The sequence below is a fragment of the Aliidiomarina shirensis genome (assembly GCF_003987345.1).
GTDB lineage: Bacteria > Pseudomonadota > Gammaproteobacteria > Enterobacterales > Alteromonadaceae > Aliidiomarina > Aliidiomarina shirensis.
In genome coordinates this window covers 133,723-152,090 of sequence record NZ_PIPP01000001.1, presented here as the reverse complement: position 1 = coordinate 152,090, position 18,368 = coordinate 133,723, and the positions used below count along the sequence as shown (strand labels likewise).

17 protein-coding genes and 1 riboswitch are annotated in these 18,368 nt (G+C 46.6%); of the genes, 9 read left to right on the top strand and 8 right to left on the bottom strand.

Annotated elements, in window-relative coordinates; all coding sequences use genetic code 11:
* Window positions 1-33: 33 nt before the first annotated feature.
* The gene (gene tsf / locus CWE13_RS00685; RefSeq protein ID WP_126805426.1) at window positions 34-912 is read right to left on the bottom strand and encodes a translation elongation factor Ts; all 879 of its coding nucleotides are present in this window, start codon (window positions 910-912) and stop codon (window positions 34-36) included.
* A gap of 102 nt (window positions 913-1,014) precedes the next feature.
* A complete protein-coding gene (gene rpsB / locus CWE13_RS00680; RefSeq protein ID WP_007419679.1) occupies window positions 1,015-1,758 on the bottom strand; it encodes a 30S ribosomal protein S2 in 744 nt (247 codons plus the stop codon).
* 326 nt (window positions 1,759-2,084) lie between these two features.
* Here rpsB and map point away from each other — a divergent pair, with 326 nt between their 5' ends.
* From map to dapD, 3 genes are read left to right on the top strand one after another with little or no spacing between them, the layout of a single operon-like run.
* Window positions 2,085-2,867 carry a type I methionyl aminopeptidase gene (gene map / locus CWE13_RS00675; RefSeq protein WP_126805425.1) on the top strand — a complete coding sequence of 261 codons (783 nt, stop codon included), beginning with the start codon at window positions 2,085-2,087 and terminating at the stop codon, window positions 2,865-2,867.
* Window positions 2,867-5,509: a [protein-PII] uridylyltransferase gene (glnD, locus tag CWE13_RS00670; protein ID WP_126805424.1), complete on the top strand. Its 2,643-nt coding sequence runs from the start codon at window positions 2,867-2,869 to the stop codon at window positions 5,507-5,509. Before map ends, glnD begins: the two co-directional genes overlap by 1 nt.
* A gap of 23 nt (window positions 5,510-5,532) precedes the next feature.
* A complete protein-coding gene (gene dapD, locus CWE13_RS00665) occupies window positions 5,533-6,357 on the top strand; it encodes a 2,3,4,5-tetrahydropyridine-2,6-dicarboxylate N-succinyltransferase (RefSeq protein ID WP_126805423.1) in 825 nt (274 codons plus the stop codon).
* A gap of 46 nt (window positions 6,358-6,403) precedes the next feature.
* Here the strand turns inward: dapD and truC are convergent, their stop codons facing one another.
* The gene (gene truC, locus CWE13_RS00660) at window positions 6,404-7,204 is read right to left on the bottom strand and encodes a tRNA pseudouridine(65) synthase TruC (RefSeq protein WP_126805422.1); all 801 of its coding nucleotides are present in this window, start codon (window positions 7,202-7,204) and stop codon (window positions 6,404-6,406) included.
* Complete coding sequence (locus CWE13_RS00655) at window positions 7,191-7,550, bottom strand: YqcC family protein (RefSeq protein WP_126805421.1); 360 nt, start codon at window positions 7,548-7,550, stop codon at window positions 7,191-7,193. Before CWE13_RS00655 ends, truC begins: the two co-directional genes overlap by 14 nt.
* A 61-nt stretch (window positions 7,551-7,611) precedes the next feature.
* Here CWE13_RS00655 and CWE13_RS00650 point away from each other — a divergent pair, with 61 nt between their 5' ends.
* Complete coding sequence (locus CWE13_RS00650; protein WP_126805420.1) at window positions 7,612-8,679, top strand: DUF3549 family protein; 1,068 nt, start codon at window positions 7,612-7,614, stop codon at window positions 8,677-8,679.
* Entirely contained in the window at window positions 8,676-9,314 is a 639-nt protein-coding gene (locus tag CWE13_RS00645) for a DUF3301 domain-containing protein (RefSeq protein ID WP_126805419.1), read from the top strand. The genes CWE13_RS00650 and CWE13_RS00645 overlap by 4 nt, the downstream gene beginning before the upstream one ends.
* 82 nt (window positions 9,315-9,396) lie before the next feature.
* Here CWE13_RS00645 and lysC read toward each other — a convergent pair whose 3' ends face one another.
* The 3 genes from lysC to syd all read right to left on the bottom strand — a co-directional run bounded on the left by lysC (window position 9,397) and on the right by syd (window position 12,483).
* Window positions 9,397-10,770, bottom strand: coding sequence for a lysine-sensitive aspartokinase 3 (gene lysC, locus CWE13_RS00640; RefSeq protein WP_126805418.1), 1,374 nt, complete (start codon window positions 10,768-10,770; stop codon window positions 9,397-9,399).
* A 60-nt stretch (window positions 10,771-10,830) separates the two neighbouring features.
* Window positions 10,831-11,001, bottom strand: a riboswitch (Lysine riboswitch).
* A gap of 62 nt (window positions 11,002-11,063) precedes the next feature.
* Window positions 11,064-11,729 (bottom strand): GNAT family N-acetyltransferase, encoded by a 666-nt coding sequence (locus tag CWE13_RS00635; RefSeq protein WP_126805417.1) that lies wholly within the window; start codon window positions 11,727-11,729, stop codon window positions 11,064-11,066.
* A gap of 190 nt (window positions 11,730-11,919) precedes the next feature.
* Entirely contained in the window at window positions 11,920-12,483 is a 564-nt protein-coding gene (gene syd / locus CWE13_RS00630; protein ID WP_126805416.1) for a SecY-interacting protein, read from the bottom strand.
* A gap of 59 nt (window positions 12,484-12,542) precedes the next feature.
* On the opposite strand from syd, the gene queF reads away from it, so the two are divergent.
* From queF to CWE13_RS00610, 4 genes are all read left to right on the top strand, one after another.
* On the top strand, window positions 12,543-13,427 hold the full coding sequence (gene queF, locus CWE13_RS00625; protein WP_126805415.1) for an NADPH-dependent 7-cyano-7-deazaguanine reductase QueF: 885 nt from the start codon (window positions 12,543-12,545) through the stop codon (window positions 13,425-13,427).
* A gap of 135 nt (window positions 13,428-13,562) precedes the next feature.
* Window positions 13,563-14,921 (top strand): nucleotide 5'-monophosphate nucleosidase PpnN, encoded by a 1,359-nt coding sequence (gene ppnN / locus CWE13_RS00620; RefSeq protein WP_126805414.1) that lies wholly within the window; start codon window positions 13,563-13,565, stop codon window positions 14,919-14,921.
* Window positions 14,922-14,925: 4 nt separating this feature from the next.
* The gene (locus tag CWE13_RS00615; RefSeq protein ID WP_126805413.1) at window positions 14,926-15,300 is read left to right on the top strand and encodes a DUF3192 domain-containing protein; all 375 of its coding nucleotides are present in this window, start codon (window positions 14,926-14,928) and stop codon (window positions 15,298-15,300) included.
* 178 nt (window positions 15,301-15,478) lie between these two features.
* Window positions 15,479-16,483, top strand: coding sequence for an isocitrate dehydrogenase (locus CWE13_RS00610; protein WP_126805412.1), 1,005 nt, complete (start codon window positions 15,479-15,481; stop codon window positions 16,481-16,483).
* Window positions 16,484-16,567: 84 nt separating this feature from the next.
* Here the strand turns inward: CWE13_RS00610 and CWE13_RS00605 are convergent, their stop codons facing one another.
* Window positions 16,568-18,343, bottom strand: coding sequence for an acyl-CoA dehydrogenase family protein (locus CWE13_RS00605; protein ID WP_126805411.1), 1,776 nt, complete (start codon window positions 18,341-18,343; stop codon window positions 16,568-16,570).
* Window positions 18,344-18,368: the final 25 nt, after the last annotated feature.

Below are 18,368 nucleotides of genomic sequence, written 5' to 3'. Positions count from 1 at the left end.
GTTGCTTCGCAAAGGCATTGTCGCCACGGTTGATTAACCTTTTTGCGCCGCTGCTACCTGGGCTTGTACTTCAGCAGCAAAATCATCTGCTTTCTTCTCAATACCTTCACCTACTTCGAAACGAACGAAAGTAAGTACATCAGCGCCTGCTTCTTTCAGCAATTCGCCAACAGTTTTTGAAGGATCTTTTACGAAAGGCTGACCTGTTAAGCTGATTTCGCCGGTGAATTTCTTCATTCGGCCTTCAACCATCTTCTCAGCGATTTCTTTTGGCTTACCTGATTGCATTGCGATATCAATTTGGATTTCGCGTTCTTTTGCAATCACGTCTTCAGCTACATCTTCAGGCTTCACGAATTGTGGGTTGCTTGCTGCAACGTGCATGGCTACATCTTTACCAAGATCTTCGCTACCGCCAGTTAACAATACCAACACACCAATACGGCCACCATGAACATAAGAAGCTGCAACATCACCGCCTTCCGCAGTAATGACACGACGCAAGTTCATGTTTTCGCCAATTTTAGCAACTAAATTGCTACGAACTTCTTCAATGCTGCCGCCATCGATCTGAGTATTTTTCAGATTTTCAACGTCAGTTTCTTTATTCGCGAATGCAGCATTAACGATCTGCTCACCCATCGCTAAGAAACTTGCATCACGAGCAACGAAATCGGTTTCACAGTTTACTTCAACTAGTGTACCTACGTTACCTTCAGTTTTTACAAAAATCACGCCTTCAGCAGCGATTCGGCCGGCTTTCTTAGCAGCTTTTGCCTGACCACTCTTACGCATGTTTTCAATCGCTAGCTCGATATCGCCATTCGCTTCTTCGAGAGCTTTTTTACAATCCATCATACCTGCGCCAGTACGCTCGCGCAGTTCTTTAACCATTGCGGCTGTAATTGCCATGATACTATCCTCTGTGTTCAGGATTCATGTCTGGCCCGGGCTTAATACCGGGCCCCGCGAAACTATTGAAAAACGGCCTGCTTCCAGGCCGTTTTCGCAGTCTTACTCGGCGCTATCTTCTTCAGCTTCAACGAAATCGTCAGCTGCAGTGATTTCTGCACCATTTTTCTGGCGACCTTCATTGATCGTAGTTGCCGCAGCACCTAAGTAGCACTGAATAGCACGCATCGCATCATCGTTGCCTGGAATTACGTAATCAACGCCATCTGGTGAAGAATTCGTATCAACAACGGCTACAACTGGAATACCTAAGTTGTTCGCTTCTTTGATTGCAATGTGTTCGTGGTCAGCGTCGATCACGAAGATAACATCAGGCAAGCCGCCCATGTTTTTAATACCGCCAAGGCTCTTCTCAAGCTTTTCCATTTCGCGCGTGTTCATTAGCGCTTCTTTCTTGGTTAGCTTCTCGAAAGTGCCATCTTGACTTTGAACTTCCAAATCTTTCAAACGTTTGATCGATTGACGCACAGTTTTCCAGTTCGTCAGCATGCCACCCAACCAGCGGTGATTTACGTAGAATTGGTTAGATGCGATAGCCGCGTTTTTGATTTGCTCTGCAGCTGCACGCTTAGTACCAACGAACAATACTTTGCCGCCGTTAGAAGCTGTGTGCTGAAGAAAATCTAATGCCTTGTTGAACATAGGCACAGTAGATTCTAAGTTAATGATGTGGATCTTGTTACGAGCGCCGAAGATGAAAGGCTTCATCTTAGGGTTCCAGTAACGAGTTTGGTGACCGAAGTGAACACCAGCTTTAAGCATGTCGCGCATTGACACGTTTGCCATGATAAATTTTCCTTTGTAAGGGGTTATGCCTCCACATATCCCATGTTGCGACCCATATTGCATTGAAGCAACCTGAGCACCCCGCACCATGTGCCGATATGTGTGTGTAATTTAAAGTTTAGTTTTGCGTTCGCAGCAAATGCATTCGCATTCGCTTTGTTCACACTTTACCCACTATGAAGTGAGCGGCGCATTTTATACCATAAAAGCAGCTTCTGAACAACCAAAATCCATCTTCTGTATATGTGCTAATTCTGGTAGAATTTAGGATAACTTAATGAATCGCGGATAAATCGCGGTTAAATTAAAAAAATTAGTGAGAAACCATGGCAATTAAAATCAAAACCGCAGAAGAAATTGAGAAAATGCGCGTGGCAGGCAAGCTGGCCGCTAGCGTTTTGGAGATGATCACCCCCCACGTAAAAGCGGGGATAACAACCGACGAGCTGAACACCATTTGCCACGATTATATCGTTGCCAACGACGCTTATCCTGCGCCTCTCGATTACCATGGTTTTCCGAAATCAATTTGTACTTCAGTAAACCATTGTGTTTGCCATGGAATTCCCAACGATAAGCCACTGAAAGATGGCGATATCATAAATATTGATGTTACCGTTTTAAAAAATGGTTATCACGGCGATACCAGTAAAATGTTTGTGGTGGGTGAAGGTTCTATTCTCGCTAATCGCCTTGTCGGTGTTACTCAAGAAGCATTGTATCGGGCCATAAAAATGGTGAAGCCGGGCGTTCGCTTGGGTGATATCGGTGCCGAAATCCAGAAGTATGGCGAGAGCTTTGGTTATTCGATTGTGCGTGAATTTTGTGGCCACGGTATTGGTGATGAGTTTCATGAAGAACCGCAAGTGTTGCATTACGGCAAAGCAGGTACGGGTGAAACTTTACAGGCCGGCATGTGCCTTACCATCGAGCCAATGATCAATGCTGGGAAACGGAATACCAAAATTTTAGCGGATGGTTGGACGGTGTTAACCAAAGACCGTAGCTTGAGCGCGCAATGGGAGCATACATTGTTAGTTACCGAAAACGGTGTTGAAGTCCTCACTTTGCGTAGTGAAGAAGAACTACCGCGAGTTATCGAACATTAATGCCGCATAAACCATATGTAACAAGCCGTCCGGAAGCCCCCTATACGCCTAAGTGGCCGGCTCAAATTGAACCTGTTACTGCTTGGCGGCAACAGGTTCAGTGTTATAACGAATGGTCGGTGAATCAGTTCATCAGTGCTGATATAGATACACTGGTAGCAAACCGTGCTGAGTTTTTCGATAGTTTATTGCAAGAGCTGTGGCTGCAATTCAAATTCCCTTCCGAGAATTACGCCTTACTTGCTGTAGGTGGCTATGGCCGCGGTGCTCTGCACCCTGAATCCGATATCGATTTATTGTTCTTAGTGGAAGGCCCCCTGCCCACCCGCCAGCAAGAGCGCATAAGCCAATTTATTACCCTGCTATGGGATTTGCGTTTGCAAGTTGGGCATTCGGTAAGAACCGTTGCCGAATGTATGGAGCAAGCAGAGAGCGATATTACCGTAGCCACCAGCCTGATTGAACACCGCTTAGTTGCTGGTAGCGAAGAACTCACCGAACTACTCGAACAGCAAATTAACTTTCATTTCCCTTGGTCAAGCCGCGCTTTTTATCAAGCCAAAAAAAGTGAACAGAATGCGCGCCATCGCCAATTTCATGGCACCGCTTACAATCTTGAACCCAATATAAAATCATCACCAGGCGGCCTGCGCGATATTCAAACCATTAGCTGGATTGCGAAACAGCATTTTCACGCTAAAAGCGATGAAAGTTTAGTAGAGTACAACTACATCACTGCCGATGAGTTTGTGGAATTAAAAGAGTGCACGAGTTTTTTGTGGCGCATTCGCTTTGCCTTGCATTTAAGCGCCCAAAAATCGGAAGATCGCCTGTTATTCGATTACCAGCCTGATGTTGCCAAGTTACTCGGATACAACCACGAGAATAGCAAAGTGGCCGTTGAGCAAATGATGAAAGACTACTTTAAAGTGGTACTTCGGGTTGGTGAATTGAACCGAATGCTTCTGCAATTCTTTGAGCAGGCTATTTTGGGGCCCATGAAACTATTGAACCCACAGCCTCTCGACGACGATTTTGCGCTTATTGGCAATCAAATTATGGCGCGCAGCGATAACGCGTTTAACGACCCAACGTGTATTATGCGCTTCTTCTGGCTTATCGCGGAACACCCAGAAATTGAGGGTGTTCATTCGCATACCATTCGGCTGTTGCGAAATGCGCGCCGCGAGCTAGAGCAGCCGCTAATAAATGAAGCAGCCTGCCGTGAGTGTTTTTTGGAAATCATTCGCCATCCTCGTGGTTTTGGCTTGGCTTTCGAGCTGATGCACCGTTTTAGTATCATGGCGCACTACTTACCTGCGTGGAATAACATTGTAGGGCAAATGCAGTTTGATTTATTTCACGCCTATACGGTTGATGAACACACTTATCGCCTCCTTTGCAATTTGTATCAATTCACCTTGCCAGAAGAATCAGAGCATTACCCTCTCGCCAGCGAAATAGTGCAAGATATGCAAGCACCGGAATGGCTGTTCTTAGCTGGTATTTTCCACGATATCGCCAAAGGCCGAGGCGGCGATCATTCTGAACTAGGCGCTGTTGATGCACGAGAGTTTGCGGCATTACACAAACTTCCGGAAGAAGGTGCCGAGCTCATTGCCTGGCTCGTTGAGAAGCACCTTTTGATGTCGGTAACCGCACAAAAACGGGATATTTATGATCCCGAAGTTATCGGCAAATTTGCCAGTGAGTGCGGCACGATTCAACGCTTAAACTATCTTTACTGCCTAACCGTTGCCGATATTCGCGCCACCAACTCCAACCTTTGGAATAATTGGAAAGCAACGCTGTTAGAAGAACTTTATCGCGCCACTTACGAATCGTTACAGCAACACGATAAGAAAACCTTTGATGTTCGCGAGCGTGTGCAAAATAATCGCCAACTTGCCATGGGATACTTGTTAAGCGCTGGCTTTGAAGTTGAGCAAATTAATCAACTTTGGGGGCGTTTTACAGCGGATTACTTCTTTCGCCATACGCCCGAACAAATTGCTTGGCATTCGCAAAACATCATGCACGTGCAAGAACACCAGTTACCGCTCGTGCTTATCGGTGATGAAAACAACAATGGCACCACCGAACTTTTTATTTACCACCATGAAGAAAGCCATTTATTTGCCAAAGTAGCCGCCGTTCTGGATAGCGAACAGTTAAGCATTCACGATGCGCAAATCCTTAACACCCGCGATGGTTACGTAATGGATACCTTTATCGTTTTGCAACGCGATGGTTTGCCATTGGCCGATGCGCAACGCATTGAGGAAGTACACCAACACTTACATGATGTTTTACGCAAACGCCGGCCGGTGCCTAGCAGCCAACGCTCTATATCACGGCGCCTGCGAAATTTTAAAGTACGTACACGGGTGAAATTTATAAATCTAAAAAATGCTCGCCGCAGTACATTTGAGTTGATAACACTCGATCGCCCGGGGCTAATCGCGCGCCTTGCGGCAGTTTTTCAGCAGCTTGATATCAACTTAATGGCGGCGAAAATAACAACGGTAGGTGAACAAGCGGAAGATTTATTTATTGTTGCGTCGAACAACCAAGAAGCCTTGACAGAAAGCGAGCGCGAGGCGCTAAAAACCGCTATTATTACCGCCCTAACCGATGAATAAATTGATTTAAAGAAGGTATATCCATGAGCAATTTACAAACCCTGATTGAAAGCGCATTCGAAAATCGTGCAGATTTTAGCCCTACATCTACACCAGCGGATGTCCGTGAAGCGGTAGATCACGTGTTAGCTGGCCTCGACAACGGCAGCTTGCGTGTTGCCGAGAAAATCAATGGTACGTGGGTTGTAAATGAATGGGTGAAAAAAGCAGTATTGCTATCATTCCGCCTCAACGATAACCAACTTATGGATGGTTCTGAAACCAAATTCTACGACAAAGTACCGAGTAAATATGCTGATTACAGCGCTGCCCAATTCGCCGCTGATGGTGTGCGCATTGTGCCGCCGGCGATGGTTCGCCGCGGCGCTTTTGTCGGTAAGAACGTGGTCGTCATGCCTTCTTACGTAAATATTGGCGCATACGTAGATACGGGTTCTATGGTTGATACTTGGGCAACCGTAGGTTCATGCGCACAAATAGGTAAGAATGTGCATTTATCAGGTGGCGTAGGCATTGGTGGCGTATTGGAGCCTTTACAAGCAAACCCAACTATCATTGAAGATAATTGCTTTATCGGGGCGCGCTCTGAAGTTGTAGAAGGCGTTATCGTGGAAGAAGGTTCGGTAATCTCAATGGGGGTTTACATCAGCCAAAGCACCCGCATCTACGATCGCGAAACCGGTGAAATCAGTTATGGCCGAATTCCAGCTGGCTCCGTTGTGGTATCAGGATCATTACCTGCGAAAGACGGTTCACACTCGCTGTACGCCGCGATTATTGTGAAAAAGGTAGATGCCAAAACTCGTGCGAAAGTAGGCATCAATGAGCTTCTGCGGGGCGTTGAATAACCCCAAGGAAGCAATGAATATAAACACAACAAAACGCTGGCGATAATTAGTTATCGCCAGCGTTTTCGTTAAACGGCAAGTAGAATTCACTAGGCACCGAGGCTTCAAAATACATTGGTTGTTGTGTTACCGGATGCGGAAAACTCAAATTAGTAGCGGCTAGTAGCAATCGTTTTATGCCAAAATGTTCCCGGAAAAATTTATTGTGGCGGCCATCACCATGGTTGGTATCGCCAACAATTGGATGGCGAATATGTGCCATATGGCGCCGTAGTTGGTGTTTGCGTCCAGTTTTAGGTGCTAATTTAACTAACGAATAACGGCTTGTTTCATGTTTTTTGCTCACTTTAAACGGTAATTCAACCTGCTCTAAACATAAAAAATCCGTTACCGCACTCTGCGCGTCTTTATCTTTATTGGCCATTTTATCCGCAATAGCATCCAGTTCTTCCTTCAATGGGTAATCAACACGCCCATATTCCGCCACGTAACCACGTACCACTGCATGATAGGTTTTCTGCACCCGATGGCTCGCAAATAACTCTCCTATTTGCGTGGCCACTCGCGCACTTAAAGCAAATACCAACACGCCCGATGTAGGGCGATCAAGCCGATGCACTGGAAACACATGCTTGCCAATTTTATCGCGCAGTAATTGCATGGCGAACCACTTCTCACCGCGCGCTAACGCTGTGCGATGAACTAATAACCCTGCCGGTTTATCAATCACAACGATATCGTCGTCTTGATAAATAATTGGCAGCTCGGGCTTTTCTTCGCTAAACGCTGGCCCTGTCCAGATACGGTTTTCTTCTGCGTTGGTGTTTTTCTTCTCAGTGTCGGCCATGATGCCCATCCAGCAATTCATCGATCGTTTTCAACACCAAAATGATTTGCCGATGTTCTTTCAACTTCCCTTTCCATACCTCAACCGCCATTGGGCTAACAGCAATCTTGTTGGGTAATGGCTTTCGTTGCTCAACACACTGTCGTAAACTTGGGATCATGATAAACTGCAACCATTGATAGAATTCAAGCGTATCGCTAGCAAACGGCTGTGTACTCATTAAGCGCGAAGGTTCAGGCATAGTATCGTCCCAAAGCTGTTGGGCTTTAAGTTCTGCTTCTAACGCTTCGAGTAATGCCAAAGTTTCCTGAGCAACGGATGGTTTTGCTGTTGATTTTTTCACCATAACGATTCGCTTTAATACCTTTTTCAATAGAACATTTATTCGCTAACTATACCGGAAAACCATGCAATCAATCGATACCTTAAGTGATTTTCTTGCCGTAGCTGGCGCGAATCATGATGCCCAAACCGAATATCGCATTTATGATTTAAGCCGCAGAGTTCAATCTATTTCTGCTGCCGAATTCCAAGCGATTGAGCGCGGTGAACGTCCCTTCCCTGCACCACGCCAACAACACGCTTGGCTTGGCATTGTTCTCTGGTCAAGTGTGCGTGATAGCGATCCTTATATTTGGTTCGTAAAATTACCTTTGGATGAGCGAGGCTTATTTGATCACGCAGCGCGCCAACATTTTCTCAGCATTATTGTTGAAGCATTAGGCACTGATCCTACCGTGGCACCTACCGCAGAACAGGAGCAACGGCTGCAGCAAAACCCTTATATCTTTGTTCCGGAAGAAGCCCGACGCGCGGCCTTTCACGCCCAAGTAAGTGCGGATTTAGAACAACCGACCTCAATTCATTATGAAGATGCCTTAGCATGGTTGCAGGGACAAAAGCCTGCAGCGGATTGGGAGAATATAGGTGTACAAGGTATTCACGATGCAATTATTCGAAATATCGACGATAGCCAGTTACAACAACAGATACAAAAACACTTATTAACCTGGCCTGTGCCTATTCAACAAGCTCTAATGGAAGCCATGGAGCATCAAGAGCTGCCCGCAACGATGGCGCAAAATCTGCTTGCGCAGTTACGCAGCACGCTAGCGGTTAGCTCGCAAATTATTTTGCTGCGCAGTTTAGCCAGCCATAGCCATACACCAGCAATGCACAAGGCCATTGGCCGTTTGCTCCGCGATTTACCTACGCAAGAAACGGATAGGCTCGATCTCTTGTTTAGCCTCGGGGCTCGCTGTTGGCCTGCGCTTACTGATACTAATAATTTAGAGCGCTACATGACCGCGATTGCCGGTGCCGATGAAGAAATATTTATAAGCGTATTTCGTGATTTAGTGATGTTGCCAGAATTACGGGGATTGTTGTTACGATTATTCGGAAGTAATGATTTAAGCCCTGAATTACAACAAGCGCTCACCCAATTGGTAACGCGCACGCGAGGCACTGCATGAACGCCAGCCTATATGATGTACTTGCGCTGCTGTTGCTCATCCTCGGCGGCTATCTGTTTTGGCAGTGGCGTTTGCAAGAAGAACATGCGCGCAAACAAGCTGAAGCCATTTGTAAGAAATATAACGTGCAGTTTCTTGATATTGCGCGTAGCCACGGCCGCCCACGTTTTACCCCACGCACTGGCTGGGAGGCCGGCTTTCAGTTTGGATTCAGTAGTGATATTCAAACACGATACGAGGGTGAACTTGTTTTACTTAACCTACATTTGCGCGATGTTACTATGCCACCGCATAAAGCCCCGGCTATTGATGACGAGGATGCCATTGACGGTGAAACGGTAACGGCCACCGCGAGTGGACCCGGTTCGCAAGCATCGGAGCAGAATAAACCTAAGCAACCCGGGGTTAGTCCAAGCACAGGGGCACATCAGATACCCGCGCCGGTAACCACATTCAATGTAAGCTACGGCGATCGGCAACCACTGGAAACCACAGCAAAAAATAACAACGAAAATGATCTACCACCGATTATCGACGCTATTTTTCCCGAAGATTTAGCAGCGCACGAAACAGATAACGATCACTCGGAACCAGCCCCTATCAGCATTGATGGTTTTTCCAACACCGATGGCTAGCAAGTATGCCATTGGTAGCGCGAATTCTTAGCATCCTGATGAAGGCGTTGTTTCGCTTCGAGCTCGCGCCTATTCGAGCCAACTAATTCTCCAAAAACCCCTGATGTAAGGTATTCAGAATATCGGTTGCATCATCTTCACGCACCAGCACACACAAGTTATTTGGGCTCGCACCTTGGCTAATCATCCGAATATTTTTCTTCGCAATCATTTGAAACACTCGGCTTGCTACTTCAGGCGTGTTCGATAGTTGATGGCCGATAATCGCGACTAACGCGAGTCCCTCCTCCACCTCCACGTCACATAATGGTGCTAAATCATCAAGTAATGCTTGGCTTATCAATTTATTTCCTGAGGAATGAGAGCCGGTAGCATCGAGCGTGAGAGCTACCGAAACTTCTGAGGTGGTGATCAAATCAACCGAAATGCGATGCCGCGCCAGAATCGCAAAAAGTTCAGCAAGGAAACCGCGCGCATGCAGCATGTTCAAACTGCGAGCGGTGAGCAAAACTTGCCCACGGCGCACACTCAGCGCGCGGCACACTGGCCGCTGTTTTGTTGTGTTTTTTATCCAGGTCCCCGCTTTCTCGGGTTCCCGTGTACAGCCAATAAACACCGGCACTTGTGCGCGTTGCGCCGGCAGTAAGGTAGCTGGGTGGAGGATTTTAGCGCCAAAAGTTGCCATTTCTGCCGCTTCTGCAAAGGTGATTTCAGAAATAGGCCGGGCACTCTTTACTTGCCGAGGATCGCAGGTATAAATGCCGTCTACGTCGGTCCATATTTGTAATGCTTGCGCCCGCAGTGCTTCAGCAAACAAAGCGGCACTTAAATCAGAACCACCACGACCAAGTGTAGTAACCCGATCAGCCGCGTCAGCACCGATAAAACCTTGGGTTACCACACAGTAGTTTTCCAAAAGCGGCGTTAAGTGTTCTTTTGCTAACATACCGATACGCGTAGGGCGCGCTTCCGCACTTCCGAAGTGGCTATCGGTTCGGATAACCTGACAAGCATTGAAATCACGAGCGGTTAAACCACGTTGCCGCAAGAGCTCAGCAAGAAACATTGAAGAACAGCGCTCTCCCAATGCAAGCAATTCATCCTGTTTACTCGCTTCTATTCCCACATCACTCAAGTAAGCACTTAATTCGGCCATGCGGCTCAAGTAATCGCGAAGCTGAGCATTTATGTCCGGCGAAGGTGATAGCGCTTTACTGATACTATGCTGAATATCCATTATTTCAGTAAGCACCTGCATTCGCTCAGATTCAGGAGCAATTCCTTTAGAGAGTGCAACTAAACGATTGGTAACACCGGCCGCAGCACTTACCACAACCACACGAATGGCTGGGTTTGCTTGAACGATATCGGCACAACGTTGGAGTGCTGGTAAATCAGCAACGGAAGTTCCGCCAAATTTGGCGACAATAACTGAGGATTCTAAATTTCTTTGCATTAGCTCCGAACCATATAATGTTCAAAGAGCTTGGAGCGCTGAGAGCTCATCGAGATACAACGCCCCAGAAGCTCTCCACCGAAACGGTGACAGTAGCAGAGATTCAACTCTAACCACCGATATGCGCGCTGCCAACTCACGGATATCTCGGCGTTATGCCCCCTGAGCTGCTCTCAATGGGTTTTGGCACCCTACTGCAGCCTACCTGACAAACGCACCTCTTCTGACGAAAACAGCAGCGTAAAACGCTGCTGCAACATAGGCGTGAATTTCACCTGAATTCACCGTAAATGTCAATCAACCACTTCATCTTCGCGAGCAAAGAACATCAGCTGCCCGGTGATATCGCCAACTTGAATATCCCGCAAATGATGAAAGCCACGTTGGCTAAAAAACTTGGCATAATGTGGCCGTGTAGCCAGCAAACCGATACCCGCAGATTCCGGCTCTGCAGCAAGCTCGGTACGCGCTGCATGTACCAACAAATCACCCAACCCATGCTGTTGGTAATTTGGATGTACCGCAATAAAAGTAAGCATGTGGTAGTAATTTACCGGCATGGCTTCAGCAATAATGCGCTCTTTTTCTAGCATTTGTTTAGTACTTACATACCCAGCCGTAAGCAACATCCGTAAACGCCAATGCCAAAACCGCTCTGGACCAAATGTTGAGCCAGGCCGTGTCATACAAACCACGCCCTCTAGCGTATCGCCATCAAACAACCCAAACATCGGTTGGTTATGCTGATGAAAAACCGCAAGCTCTTCCCGAATGGCGGCGCGCAAGCGTTGTTCATAACCTTCCTTGCCAGATTGAAAAATCGAGAGAAACAGTGGATCGTCTTGATACGCTTGGAACAGCAAGGAAGCCGCAGTTGCTAAGTGCTCTTGCGCCAAATACATCAGCTCACCACTGAGCTTAGGGTTTTCAACAGGTGTCGATTTTGTATTAGTTGTCATCGGTTACTCACTATCCATTGGCGGTTGTTGTTTGGCAATCCGCTAACATTTCATTTTTAACGTGATAATCGCTATTCAGCTGAAATAATTTTGCATGCAATGGCGCTACTTTAATGCAGCTTGTAATTGATGTCATCAACACTTTAATAACATTTGTCCGGAGAACTTCTTCACCGCGCGCGCTAAACCATCAAGCGGTGAATTCATCAGCGGGTAAGCGCGGTTCAACTTCAGCTAAAAAACTCGCCAAATCAGTTGCTAAAATTTCATGCTGGTCTTTACCCACATATTCTAACCCTACCTCGCCGGTTTCATTATTAACCGAGATCAATAAGTCGTCTTCATCGGTTAACCCTACAAAAAGCGTAATACTTTGCTTTAATCGCTGCTTCATCATGACATGGCCTATCAAGTTCTGCTGCAAGCGTTCACCATCTTCTGGGTGCATCACTTGCAGCAGAGTTAATTGATTACCACGAAACTCAAGTGCCAGATCGCCGGCATATACACAGCTAAAAAAGTCCTTCACTTGCGTATCAAGCGGCATTTCCAACGCATGCTCAACACCACTAAAATCGAGTTTTTCTTTCTGTGGAACCGCTTGCCAATCAATCTCGCCGCCACTTGGCTTCCCGCGATAACATGGCGCATCCCAATTTGAAATATATTCCGCTCGTGGCATTAAGCCAGCGGCTTGATAAAAAGCGGCATAGCGTTCATGAAGTAACTTTAAGCTTTCAATTACCGAGTTCATCTGGCCTCCAGGCTCAATTATTCATACAATGGCAGCATTCTACGCAGAGGAAGTATGTAATGCCAGTTAGCCCGAAAGACCCAATGGCGGATTTGAAGCTTGGTGAAGCCACCGAATACCCCGCACACTATGATGCTGATTTACTGCAACCTGTCCCGCGTCAGCTAAATCGTAGCAGCATTGGCGTAGTCGATGATGCCTTACCGTTTGCTGGCCGCGATTTATGGACCTGCTATGAACTTTCCTGGTTACAACCGAACGGTGTTCCAAAAGTAGCGATAGCAGAAGTTGAGGTGCCAGCGACAAGCGCAAACCTTATCGAATCAAAATCATTTAAACTCTATTTAAATGGTTACAATCAAAGCACTTTCGCTAGTGAAGAAGTGGTGTTACAGCAACTTACCCGCGATCTCAGCAGTTGCGCAGGCGCGCCTGTTGAGGTGCGAATTTATTCGCTCGATGCCTATACCCAACATGGGTTAACAAACTTTGCCGCCGATTGTATCGATAACGAAAATGTAAACATCACTACTTACGATTACGAGCCGGAACTACTCAACGGGTTAATCACTAGTGCAACATCTGGCGCCGGCAGCGCTGCATACGAAATCGTTAGCGAAAAACTTTGTAGTCATTTGCTGAAATCAAACTGTTTAATTACCAATCAACCCGATTGGGGTTCTGTTTATATTGAATACACCGGCCCGAAAATTAATCGGGCAGCGTTACTTGGCTACCTGATTTCGTTCCGCAATCACAATGAGTTTCACGAACAGTGTGTAGAACGCATTCACACGGATTTAATGCAGCATGCGCGCTGTGAATCACTTACGGTATTTGCTCGATATACACGCCGTGGAGGCTTGGATATAAACCCAGTTCGACACACACGCAACAACACGATCGATAGCCGCTTATTCCGTGGAAGATTAGCTCGGCAATAGTGATTTTGGTTGATTATTGCTATCGAAGATGCGTACTCTTAGTATCTATTTAACTAAAAGTATTCATATTATAAAAAACTCAAGAACAAGGAAAAACAAACAGTAAAGGCTGTTTGTATGGAGCATAAAACACATATGAGAATCTCATTATCACCACAGGGCAGTATGGCCCTCTTATCACAACTTGAAATCGACCGTTTACAGCAATCAACGGATAGCCCGCTTTATAAACTTTTTCGCAATTGCGTATTAGCTGTATTAAATGTCGGTAGCCATACCGATAACAGTGCCGATATCTTTGATCAGTTTGAAGATTTTGAAGTAAACGTGCTACGCCGTGAGCGCGGTGTGAAGTTAGAACTAATCAATCCACCACCGTCCGCTTTTGTTGATGGTGAGCTTATTGTTGGTATTCGTGAGCATGTAGAAGCTGTGCTCCGCGATATTCTTTTCGTAGGTGAGCGTTATCCTGCCGAAGTATTGCAAAGCATGAGCACTCGCCATCTAACCCACGTTACCTTCGATATTCTACGTAACGCTGGCGTTGTAAAACCAGTACAAGAGCCTGATATGGTGGTTTGCTGGGGTGGTCATTCAATTTCAGAAGTTGAGTATAAATATACCAAAGTAGTGGGTTATGAACTCGGTTTACGCGGCTTTAACGTATGCACCGGTTGTGGCCCTGGCGCCATGAAAGGCCCAATGAAAGGGGCAACGATTGGCCATGCGAAACAACGTATTAAAGATGCGCGCTACTTCGGCTTAACCGAGCCTGGCATCATTGCTGCAGAGCCACCAAACCCTATCGTAAACGAACTGGTGATTATGCCAGATATCGAAAAACGGTTAGAGGCCTTTGTGCGTTGTGCTCACAGCATTATTATTTTCCCGGGTGGCGCCGGAACCGCGGAAGAGCTTCTATATCTGTTAGGGATATTGATGCATCCGCAAAATAAAGATCAGGCGCTACCGGTTATTTTAACTGGCCCAGAAAGCTCGCGCGCTTACTTTGAGCATTTAGATCAGTTTATTGCTAACACGCTAGGTAAAGAAGCAACCAAGCATTACAAAATCATCATCGATGATCAGGTTGCGGTTGCGCAACATATTCAAACCGGTATGGCCTCGGTTAAGCGCTATCGCCAAGATAGCGGCGATGCATACCACTTTAACTGGACATTACACATTGAAGAACCGTTCCAACTGCCATTTGAGCCTACACACGCCAACGTAGCGAAACTGAATTTAAATCGCAATCAGCCAAAAGAAGAATTGGCAGCCGATTTACGCCGTGCATTTTCGGCTATTGTTGCGGGTAACGTAAAAGCGCCAGGATTGCGAGAAATTCGTGCGCACGGGCCTTATCAGATAACGGGTGAGCCTGAATTCATGCATGAACTCGATGAACTGCTGCAATCCTTCGTTGAGCAGGATCGCATGAAACTCCCAGGTGGTACAAAATACACACCATGCTATCAAGTAGTAAAAGGGTAATTTTGTGAAAAAAGGGTTTATCATTGCAGCCATAGGCTTCCTGCTTTACGCAGTTATTGCGGGTGCCATTATGCATTTTTATACGGCAAACCCTGAAACCATGAATTGGCGCGAACGTGAGATCTTCAATCGCAAATATATTGGGCGTTTAGAAATTGGCGCCCATCGCGATGAAGTTCTCCGTCTTCTCGGGCCACCCGATATTAGCGAAGCGCGCATCAGTAGTGATGGGCGCAATGTTTTAATTCTCTTCTACCGAACTCATCATGTTAAATCTGATGGGGTTACTACACGCGATGAAACCACCCCACTGCTGTTTTTCAATGATGAATTGTATGTTTGGGGCCAATCTGCCTACGCCGCAGAATTTGGTGGTTAAAACCGCAACGGTTCGCAGCAATATAGCCATTTTCCCGCTAATCATTTGGTGAATAGCGATTATGCGGGTTTGCCCTCGCCTAGCTAAAAGTCACGAAAAACTGTATAATTGCCCCATTCATTTTGCCGGCTCAGCACGCGCCAGCTCCGTATTTTATCTGTTGTAGAAGGGTTTTCTCATGAGCAAAACAATTACTGTAATTCCTGGTGATGGTATCGGGCCTGATATTATTGAATCAGTAACTGCAATTCTAGATAAAGCCGGCTGTGGCTTTAATTATGAATATGCCGATGCTGGGCTCGTAGCACTAGAAAAGCATGGCGAATTGTTACCAGAATCAACGCTCGATGCGATTGCCCGCAACGGAATCACCTTAAAGGGCCCACTCACTACTCCAGTAGGCGGTGGCTTTACCTCAATCAACGTAACCCTGCGCAAGCAGTTTGGTTTGTATGCTAATGTGCGCCCCGTAGTGAGCTTTAAAGGCACAAAAGCGCGCTATGAAGATATTGATATCATTACCATTCGTGAAAACACTGAAGGCATGTATTCAGGCCTCGGGCAAACTACCAAAGATGATGGTAGCGAAGCAGAAGCTGTGAGCCGTGTAACTCGCGTAGGTTGTGAACGAATTGTGCGCTTTGCATTCGAAACGGCTCGCCGCGAGAACCGGAAAAAAGTTACCGCCGTTCACAAAGCGAACATCTTAAAAACAACGTCTGGAATGTTCTTAGCTGTAGCGCGTGAAGTTGCAAAAGAATATGAAGATATTCAATTCGAAGAAATGATTGTTGATGCTGCATGTATGAAGCTGGTTATGAACCCAGAGATCTTCGATGTTATCGTAACCACAAACCTGTTTGGCGACATTTTATCGGATTTATGTGCTGGCCTTGTAGGCGGCTTGGGTATGGCCCCTGGCGCTAACATTGGCGCTGATTGTGCGATTTTTGAAGCCGTTCACGGCTCAGCCCCAGATATCGCAGGTATGAACTTAGCCAACCCTAGCGCTATTATTTTGGGCGCAATTCAAATGCTCGAACATTTAGGTATGCAAAAAGAAGCACGCAACATCTTGAACGCATTGCGTGATGTGATTGAAAGTGGCGATCGCACCACTTCCGATTTAGGTGGCAGCCATGGTACTACTGATTTCACGCAAGCGATTATTGAACGTTTATAATCCTTTCTGAGTGATTAAAAGTTAAGTTATAAAAAAAGGAGCTGTTCAGCTCCTTTTTTTATTTCAACGTTTATCGTTTGCGAGTTACAGCCATTCCGGCTTCGTAGCTAGGAACGTATCATCGCCGGCTTGTAAGCGTTTAAGATGCAGTTCTGCCTCAGGTAATTCCCAACGCATAAAGTAACGCGCGGCCTGCAACTTGCCTTGCACAAACTCAGCAGCCAAATCATCTTGTTCAAGGGCTTTGCTGGCCATTTCTAACCACAACCAGCCCACTACATACTTACCCATAATATCCAAATACACCGAAGCATTCGCTAAAGTTTCTTCAGCTTTGCCACTTAACAAACTTTGGCCCAACTCAACCGTAGTTGTCATGAAGGGTTTTAACGCACTTTGATACAACGCTACCGTTTCCCGCAACTCAGAGTGCTTCGTTGCCGCATTCAATGTTACTTGAATACGCTCCAACAATAATTTTAAGCCCTTGCCTTCATGTTGCCAGAGTTTACGGCCTAGTAAATCTAGCCCTTGGATACCATGCGTACCTTCATGAATAGGGTTCAAACGGTTATCACGGTAGCATTGCTCTACCGGGTATTCGCGAATATAACCGGCACCACCGAGCACTTGAATTGCTAAATCATTGGCGCGCGGGCCATAGAATGAAGGGTAAGATTTAACCACCGGTGTTAGCAAATCAAGCAAAATACCGCTCTCAGCATTCCCGCCTGCTTCATGTTCATCGACCAAACGCGCAGCCAGTAAACAAAGCGCCAACGAGCCCTCAACATAGGCTTTTTGCTGCAACAACATACGGCGCACATCAGCGTGCTCAATGATGGCCACCGGTTTAGTTGCCGGATCGCGATTCGTAGCTCGGCGCCCTTGCGGCCGATCTTTAGCATAAGCGAGTGATTCTAAATACCCGCGATAACCTATCATCGCCGCCCCAAGGCCCACACCTACCCGCGCCTCATTCATCATTTTGAACATGTAACTCAAGCCATGGCCCGCTTCACCCACGAGATAACCAACACATGCGCCCTGTTCGCCAAATGACAACACGGTAGATGTGGTGCCCCGGTAACCCATTTTATGCAACAACCCTGCAAGTTTTACATCGTTTCGCTCGGTGCATTGGCCTTGTTCATCCACCAAAAACTTCGGCACAATAAACATGGAAATACCTTTCACACCGGCCGGAGCCCCCTCGATTCGGGCAAGCACCAAGTGCACAATGTTTTCCGTAATATCTTGATCACCACCCGAGATATACATCTTCTGGCCTTTCAACCGATAGCTGCCATCATCGTGAGGCGTTGCTTTGGTGGTAAGATCGCCAAGTGATGAACCAACATCGGGTTCAGTAAGCGCCATGGTGCCGGCAAAGCGGCCACTAAACATCGGTTCCAGAAACGCGTGTTTCTGAGCCTCGGCAGCAAACGCATGAATTACATTTGCCGCCGCGCTGGTAAGAAAGGGGTAAGCCGCCGTTGCCGGGTTTGCCGCCATGAAATACGCATTACACGCCATACTGATGAGCGCAGGCAGTTGCATGCCTCCATCAGCATAACCATGGCGGGCCGAAAGCAGGCCAGATTCCGCATAGTGCTGCCATGCGGTTTTAACTTCCGGAATGGTAGTTACATGCTCGCCATCGAACTGTGGTTCATGTGCATCAGCTTTAGCGTTATGTGGTAAGAAATGGGTTTCGGCAATGCGGCGGGCAGTATCGAGAACGCTCGTGAAGGCTTCCTGATCATAATCTGCATAGCGCTCATACTGTGTGAGCGCTTCTGCTGAAAAAACGGTATTTAAAAGAAACTCGAGATCCTGTTGTTGTACCAATTTCGACATTCGTGACACCTATGTTCAAGATACA